At 67.3% G+C, this 20021-nt stretch carries 18 protein-coding genes; 13 read left to right on the top strand and 5 right to left on the bottom strand.

Translation table 11 applies throughout. The annotated features are described in order from the left end of the window. Nucleotides 1-56: 56 nt before the first annotated feature. Nucleotides 57-845, bottom strand: a complete 789-nt coding sequence (locus ACFRAU_RS12030; RefSeq protein WP_378000094.1) for a 2-keto-4-pentenoate hydratase — start codon at nt 843-845, stop codon at nt 57-59. Nucleotides 846-1018: 173 nt separating this feature from the next. Between ACFRAU_RS12030 and ACFRAU_RS12025 the strand changes: the two genes are divergently transcribed. The 5 genes from ACFRAU_RS12025 to ACFRAU_RS12005 all read left to right on the top strand — a co-directional run bounded on the left by ACFRAU_RS12025 (nt 1019) and on the right by ACFRAU_RS12005 (nt 6388). Next, entirely contained in the window at nt 1019-1819 is an 801-nt protein-coding gene (locus tag ACFRAU_RS12025) for an HpcH/HpaI aldolase/citrate lyase family protein (protein ID WP_378000093.1), read from the top strand. A gap of 39 nt (nt 1820-1858) precedes the next feature. Next, on the top strand, nt 1859-2617 hold the full coding sequence (locus ACFRAU_RS12020; protein WP_378000092.1) for an SDR family NAD(P)-dependent oxidoreductase: 759 nt from the start codon (nt 1859-1861) through the stop codon (nt 2615-2617). Between the two features lie 135 nt (nt 2618-2752). Further along, the gene (locus ACFRAU_RS12015; protein ID WP_378000091.1) at nt 2753-3859 is read left to right on the top strand and encodes an MFS transporter; all 1107 of its coding nucleotides are present in this window, start codon (nt 2753-2755) and stop codon (nt 3857-3859) included. A gap of 131 nt (nt 3860-3990) precedes the next feature. Beyond that, entirely contained in the window at nt 3991-5352 is a 1362-nt protein-coding gene (locus tag ACFRAU_RS12010) for a hemolysin family protein (RefSeq protein WP_378000090.1), read from the top strand. Beyond that, nucleotides 5345-6388 carry a hemolysin family protein gene (locus ACFRAU_RS12005; RefSeq protein WP_378000089.1) on the top strand — a complete coding sequence of 348 codons (1044 nt, stop codon included), beginning with the start codon at nt 5345-5347 and terminating at the stop codon, nt 6386-6388. The genes ACFRAU_RS12010 and ACFRAU_RS12005 overlap by 8 nt, the downstream gene beginning before the upstream one ends. Before the next feature lie 52 nt (nt 6389-6440). On the opposite strand, the gene ACFRAU_RS12000 is transcribed toward ACFRAU_RS12005, so the two are convergent. Together ACFRAU_RS12000 and ACFRAU_RS11995 are read right to left on the bottom strand one after the other, a co-directional pair. Beyond that, the gene (locus ACFRAU_RS12000; protein ID WP_377995266.1) at nt 6441-8729 is read right to left on the bottom strand and encodes a fibronectin type III domain-containing protein; all 2289 of its coding nucleotides are present in this window, start codon (nt 8727-8729) and stop codon (nt 6441-6443) included. Between the two features lie 316 nt (nt 8730-9045). Further along, nucleotides 9046-9444 (bottom strand): DUF5997 family protein, encoded by a 399-nt coding sequence (locus ACFRAU_RS11995; RefSeq protein WP_377995265.1) that lies wholly within the window; start codon nt 9442-9444, stop codon nt 9046-9048. A 92-nt stretch (nt 9445-9536) separates the two neighbouring features. Between ACFRAU_RS11995 and ACFRAU_RS11990 the strand changes: the two genes are divergently transcribed. Continuing rightward, nucleotides 9537-10286, top strand: coding sequence for a LysR family transcriptional regulator substrate-binding protein (locus tag ACFRAU_RS11990; RefSeq protein WP_378000088.1), 750 nt, complete (start codon nt 9537-9539; stop codon nt 10284-10286). Nucleotides 10287-10310: 24 nt separating this feature from the next. Here ACFRAU_RS11990 and ACFRAU_RS11985 read toward each other — a convergent pair whose 3' ends face one another. Further along, nucleotides 10311-10529 (bottom strand): hypothetical protein, encoded by a 219-nt coding sequence (locus ACFRAU_RS11985; protein ID WP_378000087.1) that lies wholly within the window; start codon nt 10527-10529, stop codon nt 10311-10313. 281 nt (nt 10530-10810) lie between these two features. On the opposite strand from ACFRAU_RS11985, the gene ACFRAU_RS11980 reads away from it, so the two are divergent. The 6 genes from ACFRAU_RS11980 to ACFRAU_RS11955 all read left to right on the top strand — a co-directional run bounded on the left by ACFRAU_RS11980 (nt 10811) and on the right by ACFRAU_RS11955 (nt 17690). Then, the gene (locus tag ACFRAU_RS11980; RefSeq protein ID WP_378000086.1) at nt 10811-12535 is read left to right on the top strand and encodes a multicopper oxidase family protein; all 1725 of its coding nucleotides are present in this window, start codon (nt 10811-10813) and stop codon (nt 12533-12535) included. 1 nt (nt 12536) lies between these two features. Then, a complete protein-coding gene (locus ACFRAU_RS11975; RefSeq protein ID WP_377995261.1) occupies nt 12537-13358 on the top strand; it encodes a hypothetical protein in 822 nt (273 codons plus the stop codon). 61 nt (nt 13359-13419) lie between these two features. Further along, entirely contained in the window at nt 13420-14055 is a 636-nt protein-coding gene (locus tag ACFRAU_RS11970; RefSeq protein ID WP_378000133.1) for a LacI family DNA-binding transcriptional regulator, read from the top strand. Between the two features lie 375 nt (nt 14056-14430). Then, nucleotides 14431-15339, top strand: coding sequence for an ABC transporter ATP-binding protein (locus ACFRAU_RS11965; protein ID WP_378000085.1), 909 nt, complete (start codon nt 14431-14433; stop codon nt 15337-15339). Next, nucleotides 15339-16262, top strand: coding sequence for an ABC transporter permease (locus tag ACFRAU_RS11960; protein ID WP_378000084.1), 924 nt, complete (start codon nt 15339-15341; stop codon nt 16260-16262). Before ACFRAU_RS11965 ends, ACFRAU_RS11960 begins: the two co-directional genes overlap by 1 nt. 45 nt (nt 16263-16307) lie before the next feature. Next, nucleotides 16308-17690: an LLM class flavin-dependent oxidoreductase gene (locus ACFRAU_RS11955; RefSeq protein ID WP_378000083.1), complete on the top strand. Its 1383-nt coding sequence runs from the start codon at nt 16308-16310 to the stop codon at nt 17688-17690. Here ACFRAU_RS11955 and ACFRAU_RS11950 read toward each other — a convergent pair. Continuing rightward, nucleotides 17687-18706, bottom strand: coding sequence for a bile acid:sodium symporter family protein (locus ACFRAU_RS11950; RefSeq protein ID WP_377995256.1), 1020 nt, complete (start codon nt 18704-18706; stop codon nt 17687-17689). The genes ACFRAU_RS11955 and ACFRAU_RS11950 overlap by 4 nt on opposite strands. A gap of 156 nt (nt 18707-18862) precedes the next feature. On the opposite strand from ACFRAU_RS11950, the gene ACFRAU_RS11945 reads away from it, so the two are divergent. Further along, nucleotides 18863-20002, top strand: a complete 1140-nt coding sequence (locus ACFRAU_RS11945; RefSeq protein WP_378000082.1) for a GGDEF domain-containing protein — start codon at nt 18863-18865, stop codon at nt 20000-20002. Nucleotides 20003-20021 lie beyond the last annotated feature (19 nt).

The following is a 20021-nucleotide window of genomic DNA, read 5'->3' as shown; positions in this document are numbered from 1 at the left end:
GGCAGGGTCAGCGCGCAGGTGACTGAAACGCTGGTGGGCCACTGGTCTAGTCAGCCCTAACCTGCAGCGGTGTAGTCAAAGCTGACCTCTCCCCACCCTTCGAAACGGCCGGTGATGCGGGTGCCGGGAACCATCCTGGCAGCGGCCAGGCAGCTGCCCGGCAGGATCAGCTGACCGGCCTTCAGGGTGATGCCGTACTCGGCGATCCGGTGGCATAGCCACACCAGGGCGGAAATCGGGCTGCCGTAGATCGCGGAGGTGTTTCCCTCGGCCACGACCTCCCCATCGAAGGTGATGAAACCTTGCGTGTCGGAGAGGTTCACTTCGTTGAGCGTCCGCGGCTGGCCGCCAAGGATAATGCCGGCACTGGAGCCGCTGTCAGCCAGCGTGTCGAAAATGCCGATGTTCCAGTCCCGGACCCGCGAGTCGATGATCTCCAGGGCAGGCACCACGAAGTCGGTGGCGGCAATGATGTCGGCAACGGTCACATTGGTGCCGCCCACGTCGCGCTTAAAGACGAAGGCCGGCTCAAGTTCGATATACGGCTCAATGAATTCGCCCTCTGAGCGGGGCAGGTTCTCCGGGTAGAACTGGCTGGCGAGCAGGTACCCGTAGTCGGGTTCATCGACGCCGAACTTTGCCTGCATGGCCTTGGCGATGTTTCCCAGCTTGAAGCCTGCGACGCTGTCGCCGGCGGCCACCTGGCGGCGGATCACTTCCTCCTGAACCCGGAAGGCGTCAGCGACGGTGGGCCCGTCTTCAGGGCGGATCAGGGTGTCGACGGGAGTCCGGTTCGCCTTGGCGTCAAGGATGCGGTCGGCGGTTTCGAGGATGTTAATGGGCATGGTTCTCTACCTTTCGGTGCGAGGTGCGCTGGTTACCGAGGTGCCAGATGTTCATGGAGGCCAGCTTGTTTGGCGTTCATTAGTTGAACGGCGTATTTATCTATTGAACACTAAGGTAAAGTGGTGCGAGACACATCGTCAAGCCCCTCCCGCTTCGAGAAAGGAAGCGAAGCATGAAGATTCCCGGTGAAACGAGCAGGCCGAGCCCTCTCAAGACACCCGAACTCAACCTCACGGACCACGGGCGCCGCGGGGTCTGGATCGACCTGCAGGACCCCGCCTCGATCGAGCTCATCTGTGCGGAGGGTCCCGACTGGATCGGGATCGACGGGCAGCACGGGCAGCCGGAGCTCCCGGACTTGCTCGGGCTCATTGACGCGGCCAACGTGTTCGGCGTCCCGGCCATCGTCCGGGTGCCGGGACACGACGTCGGCGGTGCCGGACGTGTGATCGACGCCGGTGCCCAGGGCATCATCTTTCCCACGGTCGAGGACGGCACAGCGGCATCCACGCTGGTCTCGGCATGCCGCTTTCCGCCGCGGGGCGGCCGCAGCTTCGGGCCGGTTCGGCGGTCCCCCCGGTATGCCAAGCCGACACCCGGTGTTCCGGCTGACGATCCGCTCGCCATCCTCATGGTGGAGACGCGGGCCGGCTATGAGAATCTCGACGCCATCCTGGCGGCCGGTCCCGACGGCATCTTTGTGGGACCCTACGATCTCTCGCTGAGCCTCGGCGTTGACTTCGACACCCTGATCTCCGCAGACCCGGACGGAATCCTGCGCGACATCGCCCAGCGGTGCGCGGACGCCGACGTTCCGGCAGGCATCTACTCGGGTTCGCCCGAGCTGTCCGCCGCACCGATCAGCTGGGGCTACAGCTTCATGCCCATCGCCTCGGACTACTCCCTGCTGTCCACCGCCACCCGCGGCGTCCTGGCTGATTACGCCGCGCGGTACCGGACCGTGAGCCGCTAGACCGGGCACGCACACGAGCCAAGACCTGGAGGAGTAAGCGTGGAGCTGGACGGCAAAGTCGCCTTGGTCACCGGTGGTGGCCAGGGCATCGGACGCGGCATCGTAGACCGGTACCTTGAAGAGGGGGCGCAGGTCGCCGTCGTTCAGCGCCGGGAACTGGGGGAGGGGTTGCTGGGCCACCAGGGCGTCCTCGGCATCCAGGCCGACCTTGGCGACCCCGCGGCTATCAAGGAGGCTGCCGACCGCACCGCAGGGCATTTTGGCGGCATCGACATCCTGGTCAACAATGCCGGCATCATGTTCGAGCGCAGCGTCGCTGACATCAGGCTGGACGAATGGGACCTGATGATGGCCGTCAACGTGCGTGCGCCGCTGTTTTTGGCCCAGGCCGCCCTGCCCCACATGCAGCGGCGGGGCGGCGGAAGCATCGTCAACCTGGGATCCATCGAAGGGCTTTCGGCGAATCCGCTCCACGCTGCGTACTGCGCGTCCAAAGCGGGCATCCACGGAATGACGCGCGCCATGGCAGTGGATCTGGGCAAGGACGGCATCCGCTGCAATGCCATTGCCCCCGGGTGGATCGACTCGGAGTTGAGCGCGACCTACCTTGAATCCCAGCCGGATGCAGCCAGTGCGCGTGCGGCGCTGGACCGCCTGCACCCCGTGGGCCGCGTGGGCCGCCCGGCCGACGTCGGGGATCTGGCCGTCTTCCTGGCCAGCGACCGGTCCAGCTTCCTGACCGGAGAAATCGTGGTGCTCGACGGCGGCAGGACGGCAAAGCTGCCGCTGCCCTTTTAGCGGGACTACTTTCTCTCAGACAAGCAGCCCGCCGGGATGGACTAAGGTCAAAGCAACACACCCCAGAAAGGCGGTCCCTGCCGGCCCATGAGTGCGCCCGGATACCTTGCGGCTTCGATACCCCCGAGAATGGCCATGGCCGGATCCGCCGTGGCGATCCCCATCCTGGCCGTGCAGCAATTGCACGATGTAGGGATCGGCGGTGCGCTGGTGGCCGTGTCCCTTGGCCCGAGCGTCCTCGCCGCACCGCTGGCGGGCGCCGCTCTCGACAGGGCCCGGCGCCCCGCTTTGCTGGTGGCCGCTTCCGGAGTGCTCACGGCCATGGCTTTCGCCGCAGCCGCGCTCCTCGGCCAGCTCCCGCTGCCGGTGGTGTTCGCCTGCCTGGCCGTGGCCGGGGCGGCCTCGCCCTTCTATATGGGCGGGCTTTCCAGCTACGTCGCCGATGTGATCCCCGGCGGGCGCCGGGCGTTTGCCTTCGATGCCCTTTCCTACAATGTCTCAGCCGTCGCGGGACCCGCCTTCGTGGCTGTCATGGCCGTGTTCCTTCCAGCCCCAGCCGCGCTCGCGGTGCTGTCCGCAACCGCCGCGGCAGGCGCCGTGAGCGTCAGCGTCATCGGACTGAAGTCGCATTCCGCGCCCAGGGTTTCACCGTGGCAGGCGGTCGCGGCCGGGCTGCACCGGATCTTCAGCCACCGCCCCCTTGCCGTGGTCACCGCCGCTTCCACGCTGAGCCAGCTTGGCCAGGGCGGGCTGGCCATCGCCGCCATTGCCCTCTCGATTGAACGGATCGGTTCACCGGGCGACGGCGCGCTCGTGGTGACCTCCTTCGCCGTCGGCAGCCTGCTGGGGGCGCTGTACGAGACAGTCCGTCCCACGCGGGCCCGGCCGCACGCCGTCATGATGGCCGGATTCCTCGCCACCGGCCTGCTGACCGTCGGTGCCGCCGTCGACATTGGGACGGCCTGGACCGTCGTCGCCATCGGCCTGTCCGGCGTCTTCACGGCGTCCACCGCTGCCGCGATGCTGTTCCTCCGCAACCATCTGAGCCCGCCCCATCTCCGGTCCCAGGTCTTCACCGTCGGGGCCGGCCTCCGCGCCAGCGCCTCAGCCGGCGGCGCGGCCCTGGCCGCCTCCGCCACCGGATTCGGCGGCGCACTCAGCCTGGCGGCGGTTGGGGTTGTCTGGGTGGCATCCGCCGCGCTGATGGCCGCCTACCCCAGGGGCGTCCAGGCGGAAGCGTAAGCGGCACCGCAGAACGGCACGGAAACACCCGATATAGTGGAGGGCACTATGGACGACCCTCCTTCACATATGCCCTGGCCCCTCACCCATTTGACCGGCACGCCGGTCAGCACGGGAGAGGGGCGCCCCCAATGAATGAATGGATCATGATCGGGATCGGCCTGATCCTGACAGTCGGTACCGGATTCTTCGTCGCATCCGAGTTTGCCCTGGTCAATCTTGACCGCAACGACCTGGAAGCGCGCCAGGCGCGGGGTGAGAAACGCCTTGCCCCCACCATCAAAGCGCTGAAAATCACCTCGACGCACCTGTCAGGTGCGCAGCTGGGCATCACCCTCACCACCCTCCTGACCGGGTATACCTTTGAACCGGCCATCAGCAAGCTGCTGAGCGGTCCGCTGACGGCGGCGGGGTTCCCGGAGGGCCTCGTGCCCGGCGTCGGTGCCGTCGTCGCGATTTTCATCGCCACCATCTTCTCGATGGTGATCGGCGAACTGGTGCCCAAGAACTTCGCGCTGGCACTGCCGCTGGCCACCGCCAAGGTGGTGGTCCCGTTCCAGGCCCTGTTCACCACCGTGTTCAAGCCCGTCATCCTCCTGTTCAACAACACTGCGAATGCGGTCATCAGATCCTTCGGCATCGAGCCCAAGGAAGAACTGTCGGGTGCCCGCAGCGCCGAGGAACTGAGCTCGCTGGTCCGCCGCTCCGCGCTGGAAGGCGTCCTCGACCTGGACCACGCTGCCCTGCTGCACCGGACACTGCGCTTCTCCGAGCACAGCGCAGCCGACGTCCTGACCCCGCGCGTGCGGATGACCGCCGTGAACACCGATGACACGGCCGAGCAGGTCATCGCGCTGGCCAGCTCCACCGGCTATTCGCGGTTTCCCGTCATCGGCCGGGACCGGGACGACGTGCTCGGCGTGCTGCACGTCAAGCAGGCCTTCGCCGTCGCGCTTGAGGAACGCGCCAGCGTCCTCGCCGCCGACCTGATGATCGAACCGCTCATGGTCCCCGAATCCATGGGCGTCGATTCCCTCCTGGTGCTGCTCCGCAAGCAGGGCCTCCAGGTGGCCATCGTCTCCGACGAGCACGGCGGAACGGCCGGCATCGTCACCCTGGAAGACCTGGTGGAGGAGATCGTGGGTGAACTGGAGGACGAGCACGACCGCGCCCGCGTGGGCGTGGTCCGGACCGGCCGCTCCATCACCTTCGACGCGTCGCTGCGTCCGGATGAGCTCCTGGACCGGACCGGCATCGCCGTTCCCGACGGCGAGGACTACGACACCGTGGCAGGGTTCGTCGCGGACCGGCTGGACCGCATCCCGGAACTCGGCGACGAGGTGGCCATCGACGGCGGCACGCTCCGCGTGGAGCGGGTGGCAGGCGCCCACGTCGGGCGCCTGAAATTCACGCCGGAGGAGACGGCCGAACCGCCCAAGAGCGCGCACGACAGGATCATCGAGACCCTTACACAGGAGCTGACCCATGAGTGAGTACCTTCCGGGCATCATCTGGCTCGCCGTCCTGCTGGTGGTCAACGGCTTCTTCGTCGGCGCCGAGTTTGCCGTCATCTCCGCCCGCCGGTCACAGATCGAGCCGAAGGCGGAGGCGGGCAGCAAGGCCGCAAAAACCACCCTGTGGGCCATGGAGCACGCCACGCTCATGTTGGCCACCAGCCAGCTCGGCATCACCGTCTGCTCGCTGGTGATCCTGAACGTCTCCGAACCGGCGATCCACCACCTGCTGGAGATCCCGCTGGGCCTGACGTCCCTGTCCGGCGAGGCGATTGGCATCATCGCCTTCGTGGCGGCGCTGCTGCTGGTGACCTTCCTGCACGTGGTCCTCGGCGAGATGGTCCCCAAGAACATCTCGTTCTCGGTCCCCACCCGCGCAGCGCTCATCCTTGCCCCGCCGCTGGTGATGGTGGCGCGCGTGTTCAAACCGGTGATCTGGACCCTGAACGGCATCGCCAACTCCATCCTCCGGCTGTTCCGGGTGGAGCCAAAGGATGAAGCCACCAGCGCCTACACCCTGGACGAGGTAGCCAACATCGTGGAGCAGTCCACCAGGGAGGGCGTTCTGACGGACAATACCGGCGCCCTCACCGCGGCCTTCGAGTTCACGGAAAAGACCGTGGCCGACGTCGAGGTTCCCATCGCTGAGATGGTGCTCCTGCCGGCGTCGGCAACTCCGGCGGACATCCAGCGGGCGGTGGCCGAGCACGGTTACTCCCGCTACATCCTGACCGACGGCGACGGCGACCCCTCCGGTTACCTTCACCTGAAGGATGTCATGGACCTCACTACACCGGAGAAGTTCAGCCGGCCCGTGCCGGAGAAACGCATCCGCCGGCTGGCCTCGACGTTCCGCGGCAGCGAACTCGAGGATGCCCTCGCCACCATGCGCCGCACCGGCGCGCACGTGGCCAGGGTCTTCGACGCGCGGGGGGACACCACCGGCGTGCTGTTCCTGGAGGACATCATCGAGGAACTGGTGGGCGAGGTGCAGGACGCCACCAGCAGCACCTAGCCCCTGCAAACAAAACCCTGGACACAAACCGGTCCGGTGGTTAATGCTGGTCTTACTTGTTGGCTACGGCCTTGGGGCCCGCGGTGCCGCCGAGCGTCGACTCAACCCACACGGTGCCCGGGTTGGTGGTGCCGGCGGCCGCGTTGCGGAGCCGCAGGCTGTAGACGCCGCCCGTTGCCGGTGCCACCGCCGCGGTGACAGCTGCCTGGCCCAGGACCCGGCCGGTCGGCCCGCCGACGCGGAGGGTGATGGTGCCGCCAACCACGGAGCTGGTGCCGTCGATCCGAAGGTCGCCGGTCCTCCACTGTGCGACGCCGATGGTCACCCGGTCAGTAGTGGGGACTACCTTGACTTCATCCGTCCGGACCGTCGTGCCAACCGTGACCGTCAGCCGGAACGTGAGCGGGTTGTTGGTCATCGGCGACTGGAAGACCGGAAGGCTGAACGTCGGCTTGAGCGTGGTGGCCCCGGCCAGCGTGACCTTGTCCGGATCGGTGGGGGAGGCCAGGACCTGCTCCCACTTGTAGGTGGCTCCGGCGGTGGTGGAGCCGGTGCCGTCCAGGGTGACAGTAGTGGCCGTGGTGCGACGGACAACGTTCTGGTCCGGTCCGGCGATGGCCACCACGGTGCCCTGGGCAGTGACGGACGCGGTCTTGGCGGATTCGGGCCCGGTGCCGTTGACGTTGCTGGCCTTGATGGTGAACTGGTAGGCGGTGTCGCCGGCGAGTCCGTCGTAGACCAGGGACGTGGCGGTGCCCGGGGCCGTCTTGGGTGCGCCGAACGCGGTGCCGTCGGCGGTGTAGGCCTGGATCGTGTAGCCGGTGATGGTAAGGCCTGCGGCGCCGGGGTTCGGGGCGGTCCAGGCGAGGCTTGCGGTGCCTTGGCCAACAACCGGTGCCCCTGTGAAGGCCGGAGCCGACGGTACCGGATCGTTGGTGACCGTAAACACCGCCTGGTTGACGGTGGAAACGTTGCCTGAGGGGTCGAAGGCGGCAAACTTCAGGGTGGTGGTGGCCGGGAGGTCCATCGGTCCGGTGTAGCGGATCGCGGTGGCGCCGAGTACTCCGCCGGAGAGAACCGGTTCGGAACCGTCAACGGTGTAGTAGATGTCGCTGCCGGTTTCGTTGGCCGTGAGCGTCACCCGCTGGGCCACCGGCGAGGTGCCGCCGTTAGGTGTGGCGGATACCGTCGGAGCCGTGCTGTCCGTGACAGGGATGGCGTGTGCCGCCGGGTAGGTCTCCCCGACGCTGCTGACGCCGACCACGTAGACGTCGTAGTCCTCGGCGGCGGAAAGCCCGGTGATGGTGGTGCTGGCGGCGGCCTGGCCCGAGATGCGCTTGCCGATCTCCACCTGCTCACCGTTGGTTACGGTCTTGCCGACTGCGACGGCGCGGTAGCCGGTGATGGCGGGGGTTCCGGGGATGGCTTCGGCCGGGGTCCAGTTCAGCTTGATTCCGCCGGATACCTTGGCGGCCGTGATGCCGGACGGCGCGGGTGGGCCGGACTGCAGGGGACCGTTGGGGCAGCCGCCCATGCCAGGGCCGCCGGGTTCGCCGTACTCCGCGATGGTCAGGCCCTGGCGGTTGGCGTCAGCGTCCTCAAACTCCCAGGCCATGGCGCGCTCGCCGAGACCCGCGTCGGCTGCGATTTGAGCGGTGGCGGCGTCGTCGAAGGTGTAGGTGGCGGTGAAGGTATCGCCGGTGACCACCAGGCCGGAGGAGTAGCCGCCCTTGGGTGCGGGAGTCGAAGGGCCGGGGATGGCACGGATGTCGCGCCGGGCCACCGTGGTGTCCCGGAGCGCCGGTTCAATGATGCGCTGTTCCAGCTGGGCGGGGTTGACCCCTGCACCGATGTGCCCCTTGACGGTGAGTGTGGTGCCGCTGAGCACGGAATCGCCGGTCACGTAGGCGTCCTGGACGGTGGTCGATCCGCCGTCAGTGGCGCCGAACTTGATCGAGACGACGTCGCCGGGGAGGATGTCCGGCGTGATGTTCAGGCCGGTTCCAGCGCCCCAGCAGTAGCCGCCGGGATGGTTGACTTCGAAGGCGACATCGCCGGCCGCCACCACACCCTGGGCTGAGCCGACCACCTTGCCGGCGCGGCTCACCTCTACGGTGCCGGTCTCTCCGATGTGGTTCTGGTACCCCTCGATCGTGACGAAGTCGCGGTTGGGGAAGACAACAATGTTGTCCGGGAAAGTAGGTACCGCGGCGCTGGCGGCGGGAATGGCGAACATGGACGTTGAGCAGATAACCGCGGAGACGGTGGCAAAGACGCCGGCCCTGCGGGCTCCGGGAAGGCGAGAAGTGTGCGCTCCCGGCTCGCTTTGTGCTGATTTCATGATGACCTCATCGATCCGAGGTGCGCGACCCTCACGCACAATCACAGAATCAATAAGTCCCCTTGGGGAAACGCTGGGTGTTTCGGCTTGGAAAAACGCCCCGCCGCTCCGGTTCGACCGCATTTTTGGGCCCCCCACACGGATGGGTCCATAAAGGGGAAGAGGGCGGTTTGCCCTTGTCAGGGCTGGCATTTTCAGCGTTCAGTCATCAGGGGGACGTGCACCCCGCGGAGGGGTGGAAACCCCCACTTCCCCCAGCGCGGGGGGATCAGGATTCCGGGTTTCCCCAAGGGAAAGGCCGGAAATAGGGCCGGCCTCAGCTCTGGCGGGCCTTCTTCGCTGCCTTCTTGGCAGTCTCGTCCTTCACCCGCTGCGCTTCGGCGCGGACGGCGGCGTGCGTGGCCCGCTCGGCGACCAGCCACGCAGGGGGAGCCTGCAGCAGCGCGGAAATTTCCGCCGTCGTCAGCGCCTCTTCCACACCGCCGCGGGCCAGGCCGCTGATGGAGATGTTGAGCTTCTGCGCCACCACCGGGCGGGGGTGCGGGCCGTTGCGACGCAGTTCGGCCAGCCACTCCGGCGGGTTGGACTGCAGCTCGGCGAAATCGGCGCGGGTGATGGTTGAATCCTGGAACTCCTGGGGCGTCGCAGGCAGGTAGATGCCAAGTTTCTTGGCAACGGTGGCCGGCTTCATGGACTGGGAGTTAGCAGAGGTCATGCATTAAGGGTATCCGGCTGCGCCGTGTCCCCCGACCAAGGCTGTCCCTGGCCGCGCCGCGCTGTGCGTGCCGGTGGCAGTACTGTGAAGGTGTGCCCGCTGAAGATGACCCCACCCTGGATCCGGCCGCGCCGGAGTTCCCACCGCGTGAGCTCCGCTTTGCCTACGTTGCCGGCGTGACGCCGGGGAAGTGGATCCGGCGCTGGGAGGAACGGATGCCGCACGTTCCACTGCGGTCGTTCATGTCCGACGGCGGCGCGCAGCTTTCGGTGCTGCGCGACGGTTCGGCGGACCTTAGCTTTGTCCGCCTGCCGGTGGACCGCGAAGGCCTGAACGTCATCCCGCTGTACGAGGAGCAGGCCGTGGTGGTGGCGCCCAAGGGCCACGAGGTCACCGTGTTCGAGGACGTGGCACTGGAGGACCTGGCCGAGGAAACCTTCCTCGACGCCGATGAGCTTGGCGGGCCGGAAATGGCCCTGCAGGTGGTCGCGTCCGGCGCGGGCCTGCTGATCCTTCCCATGTCAGTGGCGCGGCACTTCAACGCCAAGGACACCGTGGCCCGCCGCCTCACCGGGGCGCCGGGAACGCAGATCGCACTCGCCTGGCCCAGCGACGCCACGGACGAGGTCATTGAGGAGTTCATCGGCATCGTCCGGGGCCGCACCGCGCAAAGTTCACGGCAGCCGTCGGCCCGGCAGGAAAAACCGAAGAGGGAGCCCAAGCCGGACCGCCGCGGCAGCGGAGCTGGAGCCGGCGGCAAGAAGCCGAAAGTTGCACAGCGCTACGCGCCCAACCCGGACAAGGGCCGCGGCAAGGGCTCGCGGAAGAAGGGCAAGCGCTAGCCAGGGACCGGAAAGGGTCCCCGTTCACCCTTGTGGGGGGACCAACCCGGCGGCTCCCGAATCCGTGCCGCGCCCGTCGCCCTGGCAGTCGCGCAGGTGCGCCAGCAGTGCCTGTTCCGGGCTTCCGGGGTTCTCGCCCAGGTGCCGCAGCAGCGCCATCCTGACGTCCGTATCGGTGGCCTCGTCAGCGAGGACGTGGCTGATCACGCCCATGATCTGGCGCCGAAGGCCTTCCTCCTGCATGGGACCACGCTCCTTTGCTCCTCGCTAGAGTCTGCCTCCCGACCGTTGTGAATAACCGGGAGCCTGCAGGATCGTCCGCATATGCGGCGGCCATTGCTAGGGGGGCCCACCCCGTGGGTGGCGGCGGCTGGCCTGTCCCACCTATTCAGGTGGGACAGTTTCCCGCAGGCGCCGCTTCCCAAGGTTTTCTGGAGTCGCGCGGCGCACCATGGCTGTGTTTCCACTTTTTGGCCGGCGCCAACGCCGGCGCCGAAGCCATCACAACCAGCTGGGAGGACGTCATGGCAACAACACGGAGGGACGTGTTGAAACTAAGCCTGTTAGGCGGCGCAGTCGCCGTCACAGCATCAAACGCGGGGCCGGCGCTCGCCGGTGTCCAGGGGCGGCGGGGTGCGGATGACGCCGAGACAGCGATTGCGACACCAAGCACGCTTGCCTCGGCGAACATGCCGGTTCCGTTTACCACCGTCTTCCGGCGTCCGCCGGAACTGCTTCCCTATGCGACCGGCCGGGACCGCGACGGCACGCCGTTCGCGAAATATGCCCTGAACCAAAAGCTGGGCAAGGCCCAGATCGCGCGGGGGCTCAGCACCACCCTCGCGGGATACAACGGCATTTTCCCGGGCCCCACCGTCCGCGTGCAGCAGGGAACCCGGACCGAGCTGAGGATCAGTAACCGCCTTCCTGCGACCGGCCTGCTGTACCCGAACACCTTCAACACAGTCACCCACCTGCACGGCTCGGCGTCGCTGCCCCAGTACGACGGCTACGCCAACGACCGCACCGCGCCAGGCAGGGTAAAGAACTACCACTATCCAAACTGGCAAGCGGCGCGGACGCTCTGGTATCACGACCACAACCACATGCTGACGGCGCAGGGCGTCTACTCGGGGCTCGCCTCCATCTACTCCATCACCAACGCGGGTGAGCGGGCGCAGCTGCCGCAGGGCGAGTTCGACGTTCCCATCCTGGTCTCGGACGTGATGCTGAACGCCGACGGATCCCTCGGCTACAACGACAACGGCCACGCGGGGCTGTGGGGCGACATCATCATGGTCAACGGGGTGCCGTGGCCCACCATGAAGGTCAAGCCGCGCATCTACCGGTTCCGGTTCCTGGTCGGCTCGATCACCCGCTCCTACCGGTTCGCCCTGTCCAACGGCGATCCGTTCCATGTGGTGGGCACCGACGCCGGGATGACCCCGAAGGTGCAGGCGGTGTCCTCCTGGCGGCAGGGCACAGCTGAACGCTACGAGGTGCTGATCGACTTCCGGAAGTACAAGCCAGGGCAGTCCGTGGAGCTGCGGAACCTGAGCAACAAGAACAACGTGAACTTCGCCAACACCGGCAAGGTCATGAAGTTCGAGGTGGTGGCCGATTCCCCCGCCCAGCCCGGATCCCGCACGATCAGCTCGATCCCCACCACGCTGGACCCCGGCCCGCATCCCACCAGGGCCATCGGCGGGCTGGACACCATGGCGCTGACCCCGGACATGGCCGTCGCCAAGAGGATCCTCCGGGTCCAGCGGCAGGGCGGCGAATGGACCATCAACGGTGAAACCTGGGACACCGTGGAGAAGTCCAACTTCACCCGCTGCTTCGCCAACCCGCAGCGCAACCAGGTGGAGCAGTGGACCATCGTCAACGAGTCCGGCGGGTGGTTCCATCCGGTCCACATCCACCTCATCGACGGCAAGATCATCGGCCGCAATACCAACGGCGGCAAGCCCTTCGCCTGGGAAGGCGGGCCGAAGGACGTCTTCTACGCGGGCGAGAACGAGTCGGTCACGGTCCTCATGCAGTTCGACACCGGCAAGCACGTCGGCGGGCGGTACATGGTGCACTGCCACAACCTCGTGCACGAGGACCACGACATGATGGTCCAGTTCTCCGTGGGCGACCTGCGGAACAACGACCCCATCAACGCCGACAAGCCAGTGCTGGAAACCCGGCCCGAGGGGTACTATGCGTCGAAGTACAAGCCGGCCTACCGGGCGGGAACCTGACATGAACCGGACGCTCCTGATCGCACCGGCAGTGCTGCTGGCCTTCTCCCTGGCCGGCTGCACCGGCGGTGTCCAGGCCAGCCCCACGGCAAACCCGGCCCCCAGCCCGCCCGCAAGCAGCGCCGCCGTCGCAGACCGGGTCCTCGCGCAGGCAGAGGAGGGCCAGGACCTGGGCAACGGGCGGCCCACCGTCAGCTACGACGGACTCATGGTCCGGCGCCGGGTGGTGATCGCCGTCCACACCGGGCTGGAGGCCGACGTCGCCGGCATCCGCAAGCGGCTGGACGCGGCTGCCGAGGCAACGGGCACCGTCCTGTCCGCCATCTCGCCTGACGTGCTCGAACCTGCAGTGCTGCAGCAGATGGTCCCCGAGGTCATCGTGGCCCTTCCGTCAACGGCCACTCCCGACGACGGACGCACCATTGTGCGGTCAGTCACCGAGGCGGACACCGGGAAACTGGGCGTGAAGAACTTCTACGTCCTGCCTGTCCTGGTGCATGACCTGCGGTTCAGCGTTGCCGCAGCGGACCCCGCCGCAGTGTCGGCTGCGGTGGACAGGGAGGGCATCGTTTCCGACGCGCTCGGCAACTACAGCACCCAGGCACAGGGCGGGCAGCTCAGCATCAGCTACACGGGCCCGCTGCTCGGCGACGAAACCGTGGAGAGCGTCCGCGAGGGCATCAGCAGGCAGGCGAAGGTTCCGGCCGCCGAGGTGACCGTCGCCCCAAGGTCGGCGTCCGGAACCGGCGTGGATATGGCCGCCGAACCGCCGTGGGACGCGGAGCAGCTCGAAGGCCAGGCAATACATCCGCACACGGAGTGATTGATCATCTCCAGACCAGAAATTGGGCGGAGAGGAACGATAGGAGGAAACAGTGAGAAGCATGTCCAGCCCCACCATCCGGGACGTTGCCGAACGGGCCGGGGTCTCACTGACGACGGTGTCCTACGTGCTGTCCGGCAGGAGCGGAGGCACCACCCGGATCAGCCCGTCGACGCATGAACGCGTCATGGCCGCCGTGGACCATCTTGGCTACGTGCCCAACCAGGCGGCACGCGGAATGCGCCGCGGCAGGACGGACCTGGTGGCCATCGCCATTGATGACCTGGAATGGCCGGCGGACCGGGCGCTGGCCACGGCCGCCGCCGCGATACTTCCGCGGCACGGCTACCAGCCGGTCATCCTGCTCGGCCAGTCGTGGCGGAAGTTCATGCTGGCCGGCGGCGCCGACGGTGTGATCGTGGGCGTCCTGCCCAGCTCCGAGGAAGAGGACCACGCCATCGCCGAACTGGCCAGGCGCGGCATCGCACAGGTGGTCATCTCCGAGTCGGTGCACGCCGAACAGGCGGTGGAACTGCTCATGGACCGGATGGCGGGGTACGCGGCCCAGGCCGCAGAGAACCATGCCTCCTGGAAACGCCTCAGCGGGCATGCCCTCTTCGGCGGCAGCGCGCTCCAGATGCTGAACGAGGTGCTGTCCGCCGCCGGCGCGTTTGCCGAGCAGATCCCCGTCTTCTAGGGATCGTCTTCCAGGGATCAGCCGGTTCCGGCAACGGGTGCCGGTGGCCGCGTAACAATCGGACCTGCCGCGTGCCCGCAATCTGGGCGAGGCGCTGGCGGTTCCGGCCCGTCACGGTCCGTAGCAGGCCGCAACATCAGCCGCCTTTGCAGCCCGTTTCTGTCGCCATGCGTCATCCGATGTCCCCGGAAGGCGCCCGCCATTACGCACTGTTTACTTTGAAGTCCCCGCGCGTCCGGGGGCCGCCATCCACGGCCCGGGCCGGCAGGTTACGCCCCGTTTCCCCTCGTGACCGTGCCCTTCAGGCGGTGGTCCATCTCTGCTCTCATGGTGGACACCAAACGCCTTGAACGACCTGCTGAAGGGAAGCACCCCATGACCTCCGGAACCGGGCCGATACCGAAAATCAGCCTTCAAAACATCACCAAGAAGTTCACGGTGCGGCCCAGCAAGGACAACCCGGAAGGGGCGGTCCTGACCGCCCTGGACGGCATCTCCCTTGACGTCTCCGCAGGCGAGTTCATCACCCTGGTGGGTCCCAGCGGCTCCGGCAAGACCACGCTGCTGGACCTCCTGGCCGGCCTCACCAGGCCGGACACCGGCCAGGTGCTGGTGGACGGCCGGGAAGTGGCGGGACCGGGCCGGGACCGCGCCGTCGTTTTCCAGCAGTATGCGCTGTTCCCCTGGCGCACGGCCGCCGCCAACGTGTCCTTCGGACTGGAAGGCGTGGGCAGCGACGGGAAGCGCTACACCCGCAAGGAACGCGCCGGGAAGGCACGCGAATACCTCGAGCTTGTGGGCCTTGGCGGATTTGAAGACCGGTACCCCCACGAACTGTCCGGCGGCATGAAGCAGCGCGTGGCCATCGCCCGCAGCCTGGCCTACGAGCCGGACATCCTGCTGATGGACGAACCCTTCGCCGCACTGGACGCCCAGACGCGAGAGCAGCTCCAGACCGAGCTGCTGCGGATCTGGGCCACCACTGGCAAGACCATCATCTTCATCACCCACGGCATCGACGAGGCCGTCTACCTCGGCCAGCGCGTGGCCGTGCTCAGCTCCCGGCCGGGACGGCTGAAGGAAATCGTGGACATCGACCTCGGGGACCGCTCCGGTGACGAGGACGTCCGCTCCAACCCGGCCTTCGTCGAACACCGGCACAAGGTCTGGTCACTGCTGCACGACGAGGTACGCCGTGCCCAGGAAGCCGGGCACGCAAAGATCCAGCCCGACGGAACGGCGCCGGATGAAACCAGGACCATCACCACCGGAAAGGCAGCCTGATGAGCACGCCAACACTGACCAAGGAAGCCGAAACGGAAACGCAGACCGGTCCCGCGGCGGCCGCCGGGGAGGCAACGGCGGAGCGCAATCCGGCGCTACGTCCGGGACCCGGCAGGACACCGGCGGCCAGGCTGCGCCTGTATGCCCTGCAGGGCGGCAAGGCTGTGTGGGGTGCCGGGGCCATCATCCTGTTCCTCCTGCTCTGGGAACTGGGTCCCACCTACCTCGCGCCGGCATCGACCAGGGTGTTCCTTCCACCCCTGCACGTGGTGCTCGAGGCACTGGGCACACTCATCGCAAACGGCCAGCTGCAGAACCACCTTGCCGCCAGCCTGAGCCGGTCCGCCAGCGGCTTCGGCATCGCCGTCGTCACGGCCGTGGCCCTCGGACTGCTCGTGGCCTGGTACGGCGCCCTTGACCGTTTCCTCAACCCGCTGCTGGAGGTCTTCCGGAACACGGCCGCCCTGGCGCTGCTCCCGGTGTTCACGCTGCTGCTGGGCATCGGGGAGACCTCCAAGATCAGCATCGTGGCCTACGCGGCGTTCTTCCCGGTGCTGCTGAACACCATCGCCGGCGTCCGGACCGTTGACCCGCTGCTGATCCGTGCCGCCCGCTCACTGGGGCTGTCCAACTTCCAGCTGTTCCAGAAGGTGATCCTTCCGTCCGCCGTGCCCACCATCTTCACCGGCATCCGGATGGCCGGCACATCCTCCATCCTCGTCCTGATCGCCGCCGAAATGGTCGGTGCCAAGGCCGGGCTGGGCTACCTGATCGTCAATTCCCAGATGAGCTTCCTCATCCCGGACATGTACGCGGGCATCCTGACCGTGTCCCTGCTGGGCCTGCTGGTCAACTACCTGCTGGTCGCCGTCGAACGCCATTTCTCCCGCTGGCGGACCGCTGTCGGGTCCCGGACCGCCTGACCCGCCCCCAGATCACAACGAACCAGACCCACAAGGAACCAGACGATGCCTCAACGCACCCCAGCCAAGACCAACGACGGCGGCGCCCGCCAACTTCACCTGAACGCCTTCCTGATGAGCACCGGACACCATGAGGCGTCCTGGCGGCTTCCCGAAACCGACAGTTTCGCCGGAACGCAGGTGGCACACTTCCAGCAGCTCGCCCGCACCGCGGAACGCGGCACATTTGACTCGATCTTCTTCGCCGACTCGCCCGTCCTGTTCGGCGACGTGCGCCAGCGTCCCCAAGGAACGCTCGAACCAACGGTCCTGCTTAGCGCCATCGCCGCCGTGACCAAGCGGATCGGGCTGATCGGCACCGCCTCCACCACCTACAACGACCCCTACAACCTGGCCCGCCGGTTCGCCTCGCTGGACCACATCAGCGGCGGCCGGGCCGGCTGGAACGTGGTGACGACAGCCGGCGAGGCTGCCGCGCGGAACTTCTCCCTGGAGGACCAGCCCGCGCACTGGCGCCGCTATGAACGCGCCGCCGAGTTCCTCGACGCCGCCAGGAAGCTCTGGGACAGCTGGGAAGACGATGCGGCGGTGGGGGACAAGGCCGGCGGGGTCTGGGCGGACAGCTCCCGGGTCCATGCCATCGACCACACCGGCCGCTACTTCCGGATCCAGGGTCCCCTGGATGTGCCGCGTTCGCCCCAGGGCCACCCCGTCATAGTGCAGGCAGGCTCCTCCGAAGACGGCAAGGACTTCGCCGCCCGCTACGCCGAGGCGGTGTTCACCGCGCAGCAGACCCTCGCCGAGGCCCAGCGCTTCTACGCCGACCTGAAACGGAAGACGGCCGCCGTGGGCCGCAACCCGGAACACATCAAGATCCTCCCCGGCATCGTCCCGGTGATCGGCTCCACCGAGCACGAGGCGCGGCGGCTGGAGAAGCAGCTCGATGAGCTCATTCACCCCGAGCACGCGCGGAAGCAGTTGGCCGGCGTCCTTCGCGTCTCACCGGAATCCCTGCCGCTGGACGCGCAGCTTCCCGAGGACCTTCCTTCGGAGGACGCGATCGAGGGCGCCAAGAGCCGGTACACGCTGATTGTGGAACTGGCCCGGCGCGAACGGCTCACGGTCCGCCAGCTCATCGGCAGGCTGGGCGGCGGCCGCGGGCACCGCACCTTCTCCGGAACGCCCGAACAGGTGGCAGACGCCATCCAGGAATGGTTTGAGAAGGGCGCGGCAGACGGCTTCAACATCATGCCGCCCGTGTTGCCGTCCGGCCTGGACACCTTCGTGGACCACGTCATTCCGATCCTGCGGTCCCGCGGGCTGTTCCGCCAGCAGTACACGGGGCACACCCTGCGTGAACACTACGGACTGCCGCGGCCCGCGAACGTCTTTGCCCCGGCAGGCTCCGAGGAAGCCGTACCCGCTTAGGCCTCCCGCTGCTCCGGCAGGGGCTTCCGGGCAAGCCAGGCAGCGACGATGGCACCGGAGATGTTGTGCCAGAGTGAGAACACCGCGGACGGCAGGGCCGCCAGCGGGGTGAAATGGGCGGTGGCCAGCGTTGCCGCCAGGCCGGAGTTCTGCATGCCGACCTCGAACGCGAGTGCCCGGCGCGCCTTGGCGTCCAGGCGGCCAAGCTTGCCGGCCAGGTAGCCGAGCCCCAGACCGAAGCCGTTGTGCAGCACCACGGCCAGGAACACGATGCCGCCGGCAGCCAGGATCTTGCTGGCGCTTCCCGCCACCACCACCGCCACGATGAGGGAAATAACGACGGCGGAGGCCCAGGGGAGTGCCGGCAGGGCCTTGGCGACGAGGTTCTTGAGGAACAGCCGGGCCAGCAGGCCGGCGATCACCGGCAGCAGCACGGTCTTGACGATGTCCAGCACCATGCCGCCGGCGTCGATGGTCAGGAAGGAACCAGCCAGGAACAGCACCAGGACGGGGGTGACCACCGGGGCGATCAGGGTGGACACGCTGGCGACCGCCACGGAGAGGGCCACATCGCCCTTGGCCAGGAACGCCATCACGTTGGAGGCGGTGCCGGACGGCGCGCAGCCCACGAGGATCAGTCCCACGGCGAGGGCGGGTTCCAGGTGGAGAAGGGTGGCGATCGCCCAGCCTGCGCCGGGCATGATCACGTAGTGGGCCACGATGCCCAGCACCACGGCCCAGGGCCTGCGGGCAACGGCAGTGAAGTCCGGCGGCGTCAGCGTCAGGCCCATGCAGAACATGATGATTCCCAGCAGGTACGGGACCCCCGGGCCGAGCGGTTTGAAGGCGCCGGGAAGCAGGAACCCGGCAACGCCGGCCGCGAGCACCAGGAGGGGGAAGACGGTCACCGCGACGCGCGCAATCCTGGCTTCCGCGGCGAGGGCCGGATTCAGTGGTGCGGCGCCGGCCTCCGTGGCCGAGGGAGCGGATACGGGGTCTTTTGTTGCCTCAAGCATTCAATAATGCTGGCACCGGAGCGCCGCAGCGGCCAATTCATGACTGATGTCAGACAAATGTGTCGTGCCCAGGAAATTTTCCCTGCGGGACAGCGGGACCTTGATCGTTCCCGGTGCGATACTGGATTGCACTGGATCGGCATTCAAGGGGACGGAATGATCCTAGACACGGCAACACTGCGGGTTGCCTTCGCCGCGATGGCCCTGGTTCTGGCACTGCTGTTCTACTTTTCGACGTTCCGCAGCACCCGCTCGCCCTACAGCGCCTGGTGGTGCGCCGCGCTGCTCCTGTTCCTCTCCGGCTCGGCCTCGTTCCTGCTCAACGGCACGCCGCAACAGGTCTGGGCCAACCCGCTGGGCAACTTCCTGCTGGTGTCCGGCGCGGCAAGTGTCTGGGCCGGGGCGCGCTCCCTCCGGAACCTGAAGTACAACCTGTGGCTGTCCGTGGCGCTGCCCGTCATTGCCGGCGCCGCCGCCGGCGTCGACAGCCCGGGATCCAATACGTGGGCCGGCGGTGCCGTTTTCCTGGCCTCCATGGCCGTCCTTGTCGGACTGGCTTCGCACGAACTGTGGCGGCTTGAACCCGGGTACTCCCGGGTGAGAATCCCCATGGCTATCGCGGCCGGAGGGGTGGCCTTCTTCTACTCCTGCCGCCTGGTGGTGTTCCTCATCCAGGGGCCAAACGGTCCCGTTTTCACTACCTACTTCGGGTCGGCGGTGACCACCATGGTCACCATGGTGCTGCTGGTGGTGGTTTCCTTCAGCATGGCGGGCCTGAGCACCGAGCAGCAGACGCGGGCGCTGCGGACGGTCGCCACCCAGGACGGGCTCACGGGCCTCCTTAACCGGGGAGCTTTCCTGGAGGCGGCGGCCGAAGAGCTGGAACGCAGCAAGGCCGCCAACAGCGGCGGCTCGCTGATCCTCGCCGACCTGGATCACTTCAAGTCGGTCAATGACACCTTCGGCCACGCGGCGGGCGACCTTGCACTGCAGGCATTCGCCGAGGCGTGCGGCGCATCGGTCCGGTCCACGGACGTCGCCGGGCGCTACGGCGGCGAGGAGTTCATCCTCCTGCTTCCCGGCGCGGGCCCCAAGAGCGCGGAAATCATTGCGAGTGAAATCAGCAGGAGGCTGGCAGGGCTGCACATCCCGGAGCTGCTGCGGATGCCGACCGTCAGCTACGGCATTTCCACCTACAACGCGAAAACGGCCGATCTCGACGAGGTGATCGCGGCCGCGGACGTTGCCCTCTACGAAGCCAAATCGCAGGGGCGGAACCGCACGGTCAGGGGCTAAGAGCTCATCCGGTTCCCCA

It is taken from the genome of Arthrobacter sp. NPDC056691 (assembly GCF_042791415.1).
Classification (GTDB): domain Bacteria; phylum Actinomycetota; class Actinomycetes; order Actinomycetales; family Micrococcaceae; genus Arthrobacter.
This window is presented reverse-complemented; position numbering and strand designations above follow the sequence as displayed.